Source organism: Photobacterium sp. GB-210, from assembly GCF_003026075.1.
In the GTDB taxonomy this organism is placed as follows: Bacteria; Pseudomonadota; Gammaproteobacteria; order Enterobacterales; family Vibrionaceae; genus Photobacterium.
The window spans coordinates 171,051-183,046 of the sequence record NZ_PYNU01000001.1; the positions used below are offsets into that span (position 1 = coordinate 171,051).

The following is an 11,996-nucleotide window of genomic DNA, read 5'->3' on the forward strand; positions in this document are numbered from 1 at the left end:
ACGGAGCATTAATGCTCCGTTTTTTATATTTGCTAATTAGAATCTTGCGTTCACAAGAGGGAAAACAGGAAGATCTTTGCTAACGAAAGTACCCGAACGGTCGAAGTTGATTAAACCTATTTGAATACCTTTATTAATATGATTTGTTGCGTTCATAAAGCCAAATTGGAGTCCATTTAAACTACCTGCATAATTAAAGAGTCCCAATTGCGCACCTGTGAAATTACTTGCTGTGTAGTTTACTAGGCCGACATCAGCCCCTTTTGCTGTTCCGCCATTAAAGTTTGCTAAACCTAATTCAAACCCTTTCATACTTGTACGGGTACGGTTTGCACCATAGAACAAACCAAGGTTAATTCCTGTAAAGTTATCAATATCAGAAAGACCAAGAACGGAAAAATTTAACCCTTTCACATTGTGGCTTCGACCATAAAGTGCACTTACTCGAACACCTGATACATCACCTGCAGGCAAGTTAATTGTTGGAACAGAAAGTTGTACTGGAGAATCAGCGTAAACGGATGGAGCACAAATTGCCGTTGCGAGTAAAAGAGAGGTCAGTTGAAGCTTCATGAAAATAATCCTTAAGGTTAGTCGTCACCATTAAAGATATTTAACCGCACTTTATTACTAGAGGTGTCAATGGTAAGTAAATGATATAGGCGTGATTATTTTATGTTTGTTAGGGTTATATTTTTGAGTTAATTCACAAATATGCTTATATCTTTGTAGTTATGTTGACACTGATGCAGTGAGATTTTATTGTATTCTTGTTTTGGGGCTATAGCTCAGCTGGGAGAGCGCTTCGCTGGCAGCGAAGAGGTCAGCGGTTCGATCCCGCTTAGCTCCACCAAATTCTAAACCTCGCCTTGTGCGAGGTTTTTTTATGTCTAAATTTATCCATTTAAAACAAAGCCCCGCATAGTGGCGAGGCTCTTTATTGCTATAGCGAAATCTTAGAATCGCGCATTTACAATAGGGAATACAGGTAAGCTGTTACTGACGAAAGTACCAGACTTATCATAGTTAATCAGGCCGATCTGAATACCTTTATTAATATGATCGGTTGCGTTCACTAAGCCAAACTGTAGGCCATTTAGTGTTCCTGCGTAGTTAAATGTACCGAACTGCGCACCTGTAAAGTTGCCAGCAGTATAGTTTACGGCACCAAAATCAGCCCCTTTCGCATTACCGTCGTTCAAGTTTGCAAGACCAAATTCAAGCCCCGTCATCATCGAACGAGTACGGTTCACACCAAATGCTAGGCCAAAGTTTAGACCTTTGAATGTATCAATATCTGAAAGACCTAATAATGAGAAGTTTACACCTGTTACAGAAGCGGTATGCCCATATAAAGCATTTAAGCGAACCCCTGTAACGTTACCTGCTGGTAGGTTTACGCCGGGTACTGAAAGCTGAACTGGTGTGTTAGCCATAGCTGCTGCAGGGGCAAGAAGAGCGGCAGATACAATAAGAGATGCTAATTTCATTTTCATAATGTCCTATACAAACTCATAACATGAGAGTTATGAAGTGCTGGCAGTATAAACACTAAACAATAAAAAACAACGTTCAAATATTGTAACGTTATGTTTCAAGTAATGAGCTAAATAAATCCATTTTATTGATTTAAAACAGTAAAAATATTTTTGATAATAATAGTTGTAGCCGTTTATTAGCCACAAAAATAAGGCTAATAACACGTTATAAAGCAGATTGTTCAAAGAAGAGCAGATTAAATCATGCGACCCGAAGTGATAAAGACTGAATCTATATTGTATTGTTACGACACTACATTGTGTGAAAATAAAAAAGGCTTAGCAATAAAAAATCGCTAAGCCTTTGAAAAATATGGCGCTCCCTACTGGAGTCGAACCAGTGGCCTTCCCCTTAGGAGGGGGACGCTCTATCCATCTGAGCTAAGGAAGCATTTGAGTATTATACGGTATATTTTCAAAAATATAAGGGAATACTCTTAACGTCGCGTTTGCTTGGTTAGTAAATCACCAGGTTGGATGCTTGCTGCTAATTCTGGTTGATTAACAATAAGTTCCGCTGACTTTTCATAAACGCGATCAACGGTTAAGCTAATTTTTGTATCAACCATTCGATTCCGCGGTATACCTTTTTGATCAATAAATCCTGCGCTATGCCAAAGTTTTAATTTATCACCTTGTTTTACACCATGAATACGACCAACGTTCATTTGTGCGACATTATTATGGATGTTGATGATTTCTGGGAGGCTGGCTCGGCAAGAGAGCGCACTTTCAATATCTAGCATCATATTTTGGCTGATACGTTGAATGCTCTGTCCATAAGGTGAAACCCAAAAACGTGCTGATTTGGTATCTACATGGCTTGAGCGAGAAAACGGCCATAACCCAATTTCACGGTAGCTATTTTGGTAGATGATCTCGCCTGTATTACCGTCCATTATTTCCAATGAAACAGCAAACTGGCGATTAACTTGATCTTTCTTAACTAATTTTTCATCAAGGGTGGCGGTCAAATCTGTTATTTCACCACCAATTAAATATTGCGCATCGTGGTCTTCAGCCAGCATTGTCATTGCAGATGCTTGGGTTGCACTGAAAGGGACGGTTGTTTTACCAGTAACAATAAAGCTTTGGGAACGTTTTTGAATTTGCTTTCCGAGCATTGAAGCGAAATCAGTGCCTATTTTATAAACGCTACCCATGGCTGCTTGTTGTGGCTCAGTAATTGAAAAACTGCCTAATAGAATGCCTTTTTTATATTGGGTCTTGTGGCAACTTTTTGCCGATGGGTAAATGTCGATACGGCTGGTGACATACATTTTGCCGCCTGCTTTCTTTTGTTCAAGAACCGTTACATTACGGATCTCATTACCACTAAAACGGTATTGTTGTTTAGACTCTGCGAAATAAGGTTTTAATGACGGAAGTGTCGCTATTTCACCGCCCGCATGCCTCATCGCTTGATATACCGCATCTTCTAGTGCATTAACACGTGCTGTTTCTTCACTTTCTAAAATGACAGCTTCACCTGTTACTTCAACCCATTGGGCTGAGCTATAACATGAAAAAAACAAACAAAGTGCACTTAAGCTGCGTAAAAAAAATTTATTCATAAAAGCCCATTTAGGTATGTTTTTTGCTTTTTAATAGTTCGATGAAAAAGTGAATGCAAAGAGTGTTCCCAATTGGGCGCTTGTATTAAAGAATTTAAATGTTCATACGATATAAAGAAAACAATATTTGAGGGCGGGGAAGTAATGAATAAGTGGATTGTAATTGTGTTGTCGTTAGCGATGACTGCTTGTGCCGCACCTCCGGTTTATAACGGTAAAGAGAAATACTCATCAGGCGCCTATTCTTTATCAGACACGCCAAGACATACCGTTGATTATTTTATTGAAGGATTAGCGAATCAATTGGTAACGTCGAACCAATATTTAACGGCAAGTACGCCATTAGCCGTCACCTCGTTTGTTGATTTACAAGATATGACGGAAACCAACTGGCTCGGTAATGTGGTGAGTGAAAACTTCATGTACCAAATGCAGCAGCGTGGTTTTACTGTGGTTGATTACAAGTCAACAGGGGTAATTAAAGTGACCCGTAGTGGCGATTTTAGTATTAGTCGCAACTGGAAAGAATTAGCGTCACAGCAACCTGTTGATTACGTGCTAACAGGTACAATGCTGCGTCAAAGTGGTGGGGTGCTCATTAATGCACGAATTATCGGTATGCGCTCAAATGTCGTAATTGCAACAGCACAAGGTTTTCTTCCGGCAGAGCGTATTGGTCGAGATTTGGATTTTATGAATAAGATTCAGTTACGAAATGGGGTAATTATGCGTACAGATGTGCGTAACCGTCCTGATAATAATGTAATTTTAAAGCCGTAAGGAAGTAACAATGAAATATTATGTGGCTTTAGCTGCTGCGATGTTATTACTGTCAGGTTGTACTAATACAACATCAGGCAGTGCAACGGTTCCAGGTCCTGACTTAACCCAAAGTAAAGATGTGATCCAAGCGGTAGGGTATGCTTCAATTAGTGAGCAAAAAGGGCGAACCAAAGAAGAAAAAAGTATTCGTGCAATGCGCGCTTCTAAGTTAGATGCTTACCGCGAATTATCAGAGCAAATTTATGGACTACGCATTAGTGCAACCACATCGCTTGATGATCAGCAGTTAGGGTATGAAAGTACAGATGGTGCAGTAGATGGTGTTATTCGTGGGGCAAAAATTATTCGCAGTTATCCTGTCGGTGACAGTTATGTCACGGAAATGGAGTTAAATATTGGTTTGATGGAACGAATGAAGCAACACGGTGAAGTGTTTCATGTGCCGAATAAACAAGAAGTCATGTTTTAACTTTACGCTTTTAGGTTGGTACCTAATGAACGAACATTTTGTGCGACACCATCACAATTGTAGGTCATTTGGTGCCGACCACGACTTTGCTGGAATAAGTTATTTAGCTTATGAAAGCTGAGGTGAGCGCGCTGTAATACTTCGCCATTGATATCATTATATTGTTGGCATTCTTTAACTAGATCTTGAATCGTATTCACTTGTGTTTGGTAATCGTTGATCTGTGTTAACTGGTCGCGCTCTTCATGGGAAGACAATAAATAATCGTGCTGTTGGACTTTGTAGATCAGATCTAACTTCTCTTTGGCAATCTGTTCAATTTCTAATGCCTTGCGGCGAGTAATTGCCACTCTTTCTTGTTTGAGAAGATCGATTAAAGACAATAAGGTGGTTTGTTGAACTTCAAGCAGTTGACCAAGTGTCTGTTTCATTACGCTGATCTCAATTTTAATATGCAAATGTTATCTTAAAGCCCATTAAGCTCGTCTTCGAACTTTAACATATTTGATGCAAGTTTATCGGCATCAATAGTATATGAGCCATTTGCAATTGCTTGTTTGATCTCTGCCACTTTTCCTGCATCAAAGCTTGGCTCTGTTGCTAATTGTTGATGAATTTGGCCCACAGCTTTACCTTGAGAGCTTAAAGATACTTCGTCATGCTGTTCTTTAGCAATGTTTGAGGTGGTAGTTTGCTCTTCCGTTGTGGTTGTTTTTTGTTGGCCAACACGTGTGGTATTTACAGGTTGTCCACCACGTAGGTGATCAATACTTGCCATAATGTTTTACCTTGATAATTAACTGTGATACCTAGCTATCGGCAAAGTGTGAACAGACTTTAGTAAATATTATGAAGATAAAATGATTTATTTATCGTCATGCGCAATCAACTTTTCTGACTAATACTTTACGGTTACTTCACCAACTGCGGTAATAATAGCATCAATCATGCGTCTTGATGTTTTATTCTGAACTCGGATCTCTTCACCGATAGCTCCATCAGACAGTGCCTTGCCTTCTGTTACTATATTTAGTCCGCCTGTTCCGGCACGGATAATGACAGTGTCGTTACGGCATACTAAACAAATATCACGGGCTTGGATCATTTCTCCTAATTTTACTGAGCGTTTAACTTTTGATCCTATGATTTCATTAGGGTCTTCAAAGCTATTGCCTCGTTGGAAGCGACTTTCAACCATTTGAACGGAAAGTTTATCTCGAGTAATAACCATGCCTCGACCAAGAGCGACGCTGGCGACAACTTTAGGCAGTGTTAATTGTACATTTACAGGGACATAAAGCTGCCAGTTTTCGGTAGGACATTTAACAAGCACAGTAACATTACCACTTAAGTTTTGTTTGCCGGGTAGACTGGCTTCAAGTGGCGCTGAACAAGTAGAAAAACGAAGACGGTTATCAAGCTCTGCTGCTGTAACTTTTAATTTCCCTTTTTCTGGTAAGGTAACTTGCTGTTTTATTAAGTTTTCAGCGGATTTTTCCACGGAATCTAGCACGTTATAATCAGAAGCAAAGATATTTGTACTAAAGAAAAATAGCAAAAGGCCGATAAAAATTGGCAAGAGTTTTTGATCTCTGTGGCTTGTCACGGTAAATGCTCTTTGGTCATGGTTAGAATTACTATAACATTCGCAGTTATAGCTAGATATTCTAATATCTTGATTATTTATCAGATGTGATCGTGAGTGGATAAAGTGTGTTCGCGAGCGCGATTTATAACACGACAGGGAGTTTATCCAATGACAGGTATTTTAGATTCAGTTAACCAGCGGACACAATTAGTTGGGCAAAACCGATTAGAGCTGCTGACATTTCGTCTTAATCGACGTCAACGTTATGGCATTAACGTATTTAAAGTTAAAGAAGTTCTGCAGTGTCCCCAATTAACATCAATGCCGAATTTACATCCATTGATTAAAGGTGTTGCTCATATTCGAGGACAAACCATTTCTGTTATTGATATGAGTTTAGCGACTGGTGGACGCCCAATCACCGATTTAACGAATTGCTTTATTATCATTTCGGAATTTAATCGTTCTATTCAAGGTTTCCTTGTGTCTTCTGTTGAACGCATTATTAATATGAATTGGGAATCGATTCTTCCACCTCCTCAAGGGGCTGGTCGAAGTAACTATCTGACTGCTGTGACAGAAATAGACGGTGAACTGGTCGAAATTTTAGATGTTGAAAAAATTCTCGATGAGATCTCACCGGTTAATACCAACATTACAGGAACCGTGCTTGAAGAGTTGGTTGAAAATGGCCCTGCCGTGCGTCGGGTTCTTGTTGCTGATGATTCAACCGTTGCACGTAAGCAGGTACAACGAGCGATAGAAGCGATTGGTTGTGAATGCGTACTCGTAAAAGATGGTAAAGAAGCCATTATTAAATTGCGTGAAATGGCCGCTCAAGGCTCTATTTATGATCAACTAGCATTGATTATTTCAGATATTGAAATGCCTGAAATGGATGGGTACACATTAACTGCTGAGATACGAAATGATCCTAAATTAAAAGACTTACATGTTATTTTACATACATCATTAAGTGGTGTGTTTAACCAAGCCATGGTTGAACGTGTAGGAGCAAATGCTTTTATTCCTAAATTTAACCCAGACGAATTGGGTCGAGCTGTAAAAGGGGCAATGCCTGATAGCTCAATTGAATCGGCGTAACAGTTTGAAATTATTAAAAATTATTGATCATTTAATGCCGAATGTACTGACAAAGAAGAGTTGTAAATGACAGCAGTAACTGTAAATGACCAAGAATATCGTGAATTTTGCCGATTTCTTGAGTCTCAATGTGGCATCGTATTAGGCGATAGCAAGCAATATTTAGTGCGCAGTCGTTTAAGCCCGTTAGTGAATCGTTTTTCTTTATCGTCGCTTTCAGACTTGTTGCAGAATGTATTATCAGGTCGTAATCGTGAATTACGTATTGCCGCCGTTGATGCGATGACAACCAATGAAACATTATGGTTTCGTGATGGTTATCCTTTTACCGTATTATCAGACAAAATTTTGCCTGAACTTGCAGCAAATAAAAAACCGATCAAAATTTGGTCTGCGGCGAGTTCATCAGGCCAAGAACCGTATTCTATGGCGATGACGGTTTTGGAAACCCAAGCTAAGCGTCCTGGTTTACTGCCATCTATTCAAATTACTGCCACTGACATCTCACAGACGATGCTGGAAACATGCCGAGCGGGTGTGTATGACAATCTTGCTTTAAGCCGAGGGTTATCGCCGGAGCGTCGCCGTATGTTTTTTGAAGACAATGGTGATGGCCGTATGCGGGTTAACAATAAAGTTAAACAAATGGTTAATTTTAGGCCGCAGAACCTTAAAGATAGCTATGCATTGCTGGGGAAGTTTGACATTATTTTCTGTCGAAATGTTTTGATTTATTTTTCTCCAGAGATGAAATCGAAAGTTTTAAATCAATTAGCGGCCAGCTTAAATCCTGGTGGCTATTTGTTCTTAGGTGCATCAGAGTCACTAACAGGGTTAACAGAAAAATTTGAAATGATCCGTTGTAACCCTGGCATCATTTATAAACTCCGTTAATTGAAGAAGCGCTGCCGCTTGTTAATATTGCGTGTAGCGCTTTTTAGTTAATTATTCTCCTCTCTAGTTACCAACCATCTTCTTAATTTCTCAATTCTTAAAATTGGCACTGTCTTTGCTTTATTACTGCTAAGTAATTGTGGAGGCAAGATATGTCCATTTCGTTCGATAAAGCATTAGGGGTTCATCAGTATACTGTTGGCGTACGTGAAAAACGTGCCGAAACCCTAGCGAGTAATATCTCTAATGCCAACACTCCTGGCTATAAAGCAAAAGATTTAGACTTCAGTCGTGCGCTTAAAGCGGCAACATCTGGGGCAGATATTGGCCTAAGCCGAACAAATGGGCGGCACATTAATGCCTCTACACAAGTCAGTGGCGAGCAAAAATATCGCGTGCCAACACAGCCGGATACAGGGGATGGCAACACGGTGGATGCCCAACTAGAGCAAAACTTGTTTATGCAAAATAGTATTGAATATCAAGCATCGTTGGATTTTTTAGGTTCTAAATTTAAGAACCTGAGCAAGGCATTGAAAGGGGAATAATAATGAGTTTATTTAATGTTTTTAATGTAACGGGATCGGCAATGAGTGCTGAATCTGTACGTTTAAATACCACATCAAGTAACCTTGCTAACGCCAACAGTGTCAGTAGCTCAGCAGAAGAAACTTATAAAGCCCGTCATCCTATTTTTGCCGCCGCATTAAATTCTGCGTCTTATCATCAAAGCAGCAGCGTACCTGTGCAAGTTAAAGGTATTGTTGAAAGTGATAAGCCGCTATCAGCTGAATACAATCCAGAGCACCCGATGGCAAATGCTGAAGGTTTTATTTATAAGCCCAACGTTAATGTGATGGAAGAGATGGCGAATATGATTTCAGCATCTCGTTCATATCAAAATAATGTTCAGGTAGCCGATGCAAGTAAGCAGATGCTAATGAAAACCTTGCAGATGGGCAAATAAGGTAAGGAGTTGTCATTATGAGCACAGTTAATGGTGCAGGAACCAGCAATCTTTCTTACCTTGACCAGCTAAAAAGCATGCAAGATAAGAAAGTCGAACAAGAGCAAGAAGTCACAGGAAAAAATCAGCTAAAGCAAGATGATTTCTTGTCATTACTAACCAAGCAGTTAGCACAGCAAGATCCGTTTAAACCTGTGAGTAATGATCAAATGATCGCGCAAATGGCATCATTCGCTACCGTTGATGGCATTAACAAAATGAATGAGCAGTTTGGCTCATTAAATAGTGCGATGACGTCAAATCAAGCACTACAAGCTTCTTCTCTTGTTGGACAAGATGTACTTATTCCTAATTCAACCGCAATGCGCAGTAGCGAAGGCGAAATGTCTGGCATGACGCGTTTAACGCAAAGCATTGATAACGCAATGTTGCGCGTTGAAAATGAACAAGGTGAATTGGTTAAAACCATGAGTCTTGGTGCTAAATCAGCCGGTGAACATCCCTTTACATGGGATGGTAAAGATGATGATGGCAATATTATGCCGCAAGGTATGTATAAGTTTTCTGTGTCAGGCAATGTAAAAGGCGAAAGCCAGAATTTTGAAGTGCTTACACACGCAAACGTGAATAGCGTTTTATTAGGGAATAACGACGGTCAGGTGATGTTAAACCTTGCTGGTTTCGATAAGCCAGTTCAGTTGGCTGATGTTCTACAAATTGGCAAAGCAACACAAAAAGGATAATCGAATATGAGTATGAACATTGCGTTGAGCGGTCTAGGTGCAGCTCAAAAAGATCTAAATACCACCAGTAATAACATAGCCAATGCCAACACCTTTGGTTTTAAAGAATCACGTGCTGAATTTGGTGATGTCTATTCTAATTCGATTTTCTCTAATGGTAAAACGACAACGGGTGGGGGCGTACAAACCTCAACGGTTGCACAACAGTTCCATGAAGGTTCTAGTATTTATACCAATAACCCATTAGATTTACGTGTATCTGGTTCGGGTTTTTTTGCTGTGGCAGATAATAAGAATGAACCTTCGAATAATAATCTTACTCGCAATGGTGCATTTCATCTAAATAACGAAAATGAGTTAGTGAACTCTGAAGGTAAGTTTCTACTGGGTTACCCTGTCAATAAAGATTCAAATACCGTGGCTTCTTATGAAGCAAAATCGATGAAAATTGATGATGTATTTGGTCAGCCAACAAAATCAGGCACGATCAAAGTGTCTTTAAATTTACCTAATAAAGAAACAACGCCTAAAAATAGTCCATTTGACTTTAAAGATCCTGATTCTTTCAATAAATCAACGTCATCAACGATTTATGATTCATTAGGTAAACCGTATAAAATGACGACTTATTATGTCGCTAAATATGATCCTAATGCCGTTCCAACCAATGCTAATACATGGGAAGTACATCAAACTGTTACCAATAACAGTGGTCAAGAGCGGTTATTAAAGCCAGATCCAGCAAGCATCCCTGCAGCTTATCAAGTTATTGATAATACAAACCCTGCAGCCCCTGTAGTGACAGGCTATCGGATGCGATTTGATCAAAATGGTCAGCCATATCCTGGAGACCCTGGTAATCCACCTGCCGTTCCAGCAACTCCACCAATGCCATTAAATATCCAAATGGAGACATTCGCTTCTGCTGGTATTGATGTCGGTGGTGCTGATCCTACGCAATCGTTAACTATGAATTATGATGATCCGACGCAATATGCTTCAGCGTTTGAAGTGCGCAAATTTCAAGATGTAGACGGCGCGACAACAGGTTATTTATCGAAAGTTGATATTGATCCTGAAGGCAATATTTTGGCGTCTTATTCAAATGGTAAAGATATCGTTGTAGGACGTGTTGCCTTAGCCCGTGTTTCTAATGAACAAGGGTTAGCACAGTTAGGTGGCACGCTTTGGAATACCACCCAAGAATCAGGTCAGGCGATTTGGGGCGATGCATCACAAGGTTCATTTGGCTCTGTTAAAAGCGGAACGCTTGAACAATCAAATATCGATATGACTCAAGAGCTGGTGGATTTGATCACCGCGCAACGTAACTTCCAAGCCAGCTCTCGTGCACTAGATGTGAATAATCAGCTACAACAGAATATTCTACAAATTCGTTAAGCTTTATCCTTTCCAGTCCTATTGCCGTTTTACCTTTTCGTTGAAGCGGCAATTTTTTTCCCTCCAGCTTTACCTTCTTGCTCTTTTGCTCTCAATTCACTGTTATTAAACAATAAATATAATTGGCTTAGTTTTTGCTTTATTGATGCTGTTAGATAATAGGAGTGTCAAAAAAATGGATCGTGCTCTGTATCTTGCCATGAGTGGCGCAAAACAAGATATGTATGGTATGCAAGTTCATGCCAATAACTTGGCAAATGTCAGTACAACAGGTTTTCGTGCCGACTTACAACAGGCGCGCAGTATGCAAGCCTATGGTGAAGGTCTACCTAGCCGAGTGTTTTCAATGACTGAGCGCCCGGGTAATGATTTTGCACAAGGTTCAGTGATCAATACAGGGCGTGATTTAGACGTTGCTATTGAAGGTGATGGTTGGCTTGCTGTAATGGATGTCAAAGGCCAAGAAGCTTACACCCGTGCTGGGCATTTGAAAATTGATCAAACAGGCATGCTACAAAACAGTAATGGTCAATTGGTATTAGGCCAAAACGACAGTCCTATTTTTATCCCACTTCCGATCAGTAAAATTGAAATTGGTAAAGACGGTACGGTGTCGGTTTTACCACAAGGTGCGCCGCCTGATGCAATCGCAGTCGTTGATCGCATCAAATTGGTTAAACCTGATAATCAAGCGTTATTTAAAGATACTGATGGTTTATTTAAGTCCATCGGCGAGCGTATTCCGCTTGATGCAGATGCCAGTGTAACACTGGCGAAAGGTATGCTTGAAGGCAGTAACGTGAATGCGGTTTCTGAAATGACCAGCATGATAGATCTTCAGCGCCACTTTGAAATGCAAGTAAAACTGATGAAAACCGCAGAAGAAATGGATAAAGCCTCTTCTTCTCTTATGCGTATTGGCTAATTAAAAGGAC

The 11,996-nt window shown here is 39.9% G+C and carries 15 protein-coding genes and 2 tRNA genes; 10 read left to right on the plus strand and 7 right to left on the minus strand.

Annotated elements, in window-relative coordinates:
- Positions 1-36: 36 nt before the first annotated feature.
- Positions 37-573 carry an LA_2272 family surface repeat-containing protein gene (locus C9J38_RS00870; protein ID WP_107205470.1) on the minus strand — a complete coding sequence of 179 codons (537 nt, stop codon included), beginning with the start codon at positions 571-573 and terminating at the stop codon, positions 37-39.
- Between the two features lie 204 nt (positions 574-777).
- On the opposite strand from C9J38_RS00870, the gene C9J38_RS00875 reads away from it, so the two are divergent.
- Positions 778-853: transfer RNA gene (locus C9J38_RS00875), tRNA-Ala, on the plus strand.
- Positions 854-956: 103 nt separating this feature from the next.
- Here C9J38_RS00875 and C9J38_RS00880 read toward each other — a convergent pair.
- The 3 genes from C9J38_RS00880 to C9J38_RS00890 all read right to left on the minus strand — a co-directional run bounded on the left by C9J38_RS00880 (position 957) and on the right by C9J38_RS00890 (position 3,112).
- Entirely contained in the window at positions 957-1,490 is a 534-nt protein-coding gene (locus C9J38_RS00880; protein WP_233217610.1) for a hypothetical protein, read from the minus strand.
- A 362-nt stretch (positions 1,491-1,852) separates the two neighbouring features.
- Positions 1,853-1,929: transfer RNA gene (locus C9J38_RS00885), tRNA-Arg, on the minus strand.
- A gap of 46 nt (positions 1,930-1,975) precedes the next feature.
- The gene (locus tag C9J38_RS00890) at positions 1,976-3,112 is read right to left on the minus strand and encodes a flagella assembly protein FlgT (protein WP_107205472.1); all 1,137 of its coding nucleotides are present in this window, start codon (positions 3,110-3,112) and stop codon (positions 1,976-1,978) included.
- A 144-nt stretch (positions 3,113-3,256) separates the two neighbouring features.
- On the opposite strand from C9J38_RS00890, the gene C9J38_RS00895 reads away from it, so the two are divergent.
- Complete coding sequence (locus tag C9J38_RS00895) at positions 3,257-3,892, plus strand: FlgO family outer membrane protein (RefSeq protein ID WP_005370226.1); 636 nt, start codon at positions 3,257-3,259, stop codon at positions 3,890-3,892.
- 10 nt (positions 3,893-3,902) lie between these two features.
- Entirely contained in the window at positions 3,903-4,364 is a 462-nt protein-coding gene (locus tag C9J38_RS00900; RefSeq protein WP_107205473.1) for an LPP20 family lipoprotein, read from the plus strand.
- Between the two features lie 2 nt (positions 4,365-4,366).
- On the opposite strand, the gene C9J38_RS00905 is transcribed toward C9J38_RS00900, so the two are convergent.
- The 3 genes from C9J38_RS00905 to flgA form a co-directional block, all read right to left on the minus strand.
- Complete coding sequence (locus tag C9J38_RS00905; RefSeq protein WP_107205474.1) at positions 4,367-4,795, minus strand: flagella synthesis protein FlgN; 429 nt, start codon at positions 4,793-4,795, stop codon at positions 4,367-4,369.
- 35 nt (positions 4,796-4,830) lie between these two features.
- A complete protein-coding gene (gene flgM / locus C9J38_RS00910) occupies positions 4,831-5,142 on the minus strand; it encodes a flagellar biosynthesis anti-sigma factor FlgM (protein ID WP_105060722.1) in 312 nt (103 codons plus the stop codon).
- A 120-nt stretch (positions 5,143-5,262) separates the two neighbouring features.
- Complete coding sequence (gene flgA / locus C9J38_RS00915; RefSeq protein WP_107205475.1) at positions 5,263-5,970, minus strand: flagellar basal body P-ring formation chaperone FlgA; 708 nt, start codon at positions 5,968-5,970, stop codon at positions 5,263-5,265.
- Between the two features lie 150 nt (positions 5,971-6,120).
- On the opposite strand from flgA, the gene C9J38_RS00920 reads away from it, so the two are divergent.
- The 7 genes from C9J38_RS00920 to flgF all read left to right on the plus strand — a co-directional run bounded on the left by C9J38_RS00920 (position 6,121) and on the right by flgF (position 11,986).
- Positions 6,121-7,056: a chemotaxis protein CheV gene (locus C9J38_RS00920; protein WP_107205476.1), complete on the plus strand. Its 936-nt coding sequence runs from the start codon at positions 6,121-6,123 to the stop codon at positions 7,054-7,056.
- Between the two features lie 66 nt (positions 7,057-7,122).
- Entirely contained in the window at positions 7,123-7,950 is an 828-nt protein-coding gene (locus C9J38_RS00925; protein ID WP_045148043.1) for a protein-glutamate O-methyltransferase CheR, read from the plus strand.
- A 152-nt stretch (positions 7,951-8,102) separates the two neighbouring features.
- Complete coding sequence (flgB, locus tag C9J38_RS00930) at positions 8,103-8,498, plus strand: flagellar basal body rod protein FlgB (protein ID WP_005370239.1); 396 nt, start codon at positions 8,103-8,105, stop codon at positions 8,496-8,498.
- Positions 8,499-8,500: 2 nt separating this feature from the next.
- A complete protein-coding gene (gene flgC, locus C9J38_RS00935; RefSeq protein ID WP_045082774.1) occupies positions 8,501-8,917 on the plus strand; it encodes a flagellar basal body rod protein FlgC in 417 nt (138 codons plus the stop codon).
- A gap of 17 nt (positions 8,918-8,934) precedes the next feature.
- Positions 8,935-9,660, plus strand: a complete 726-nt coding sequence (gene flgD, locus C9J38_RS00940; RefSeq protein ID WP_107205477.1) for a flagellar hook assembly protein FlgD — start codon at positions 8,935-8,937, stop codon at positions 9,658-9,660.
- 6 nt (positions 9,661-9,666) lie between these two features.
- Positions 9,667-11,061, plus strand: a complete 1,395-nt coding sequence (flgE, locus tag C9J38_RS00945) for a flagellar hook protein FlgE (protein WP_107205478.1) — start codon at positions 9,667-9,669, stop codon at positions 11,059-11,061.
- 175 nt (positions 11,062-11,236) lie between these two features.
- The gene (gene flgF / locus C9J38_RS00950) at positions 11,237-11,986 is read left to right on the plus strand and encodes a flagellar basal-body rod protein FlgF (protein WP_107205479.1); all 750 of its coding nucleotides are present in this window, start codon (positions 11,237-11,239) and stop codon (positions 11,984-11,986) included.
- The last annotated feature ends 10 nt before the right edge of the window (positions 11,987-11,996 follow it).

Bases quoted from the DNA above. Each gene is read 5' to 3' on its own strand.
- C9J38_RS00870 (WP_107205470.1), bottom strand. From the start codon at position 573: ATGAAGCTTCAACTGACCTCTCTTTTACTCGCAACGGCAATTTGTGCT.
- C9J38_RS00880 (WP_233217610.1), bottom strand. From the start codon at position 1,490: ATGAAATTAGCATCTCTTATTGTATCTGCCGCTCTTCTTGCCCCTGCA.
- C9J38_RS00890 (WP_107205472.1), bottom strand. From the start codon at position 3,112: ATGAATAAATTTTTTTTACGCAGCTTAAGTGCACTTTGTTTGTTTTTT.
- C9J38_RS00895 (WP_005370226.1), top strand. From the start codon at position 3,257: ATGAATAAGTGGATTGTAATTGTGTTGTCGTTAGCGATGACTGCTTGT.
- C9J38_RS00900 (WP_107205473.1), top strand. From the start codon at position 3,903: ATGAAATATTATGTGGCTTTAGCTGCTGCGATGTTATTACTGTCAGGT.
- C9J38_RS00905 (WP_107205474.1), bottom strand. From the start codon at position 4,795: ATGAAACAGACACTTGGTCAACTGCTTGAAGTTCAACAAACCACCTTA.
- flgM (WP_105060722.1), bottom strand. From the start codon at position 5,142: ATGGCAAGTATTGATCACCTACGTGGTGGACAACCTGTAAATACCACA.
- C9J38_RS00920 (WP_107205476.1), top strand. From the start codon at position 6,121: ATGACAGGTATTTTAGATTCAGTTAACCAGCGGACACAATTAGTTGGG.
- C9J38_RS00925 (WP_045148043.1), top strand. From the start codon at position 7,123: ATGACAGCAGTAACTGTAAATGACCAAGAATATCGTGAATTTTGCCGA.
- flgB (WP_005370239.1), top strand. From the start codon at position 8,103: ATGTCCATTTCGTTCGATAAAGCATTAGGGGTTCATCAGTATACTGTT.
- flgC (WP_045082774.1), top strand. From the start codon at position 8,501: ATGAGTTTATTTAATGTTTTTAATGTAACGGGATCGGCAATGAGTGCT.
- flgD (WP_107205477.1), top strand. From the start codon at position 8,935: ATGAGCACAGTTAATGGTGCAGGAACCAGCAATCTTTCTTACCTTGAC.
- flgE (WP_107205478.1), top strand. From the start codon at position 9,667: ATGAGTATGAACATTGCGTTGAGCGGTCTAGGTGCAGCTCAAAAAGAT.
- flgF (WP_107205479.1), top strand. From the start codon at position 11,237: ATGGATCGTGCTCTGTATCTTGCCATGAGTGGCGCAAAACAAGATATG.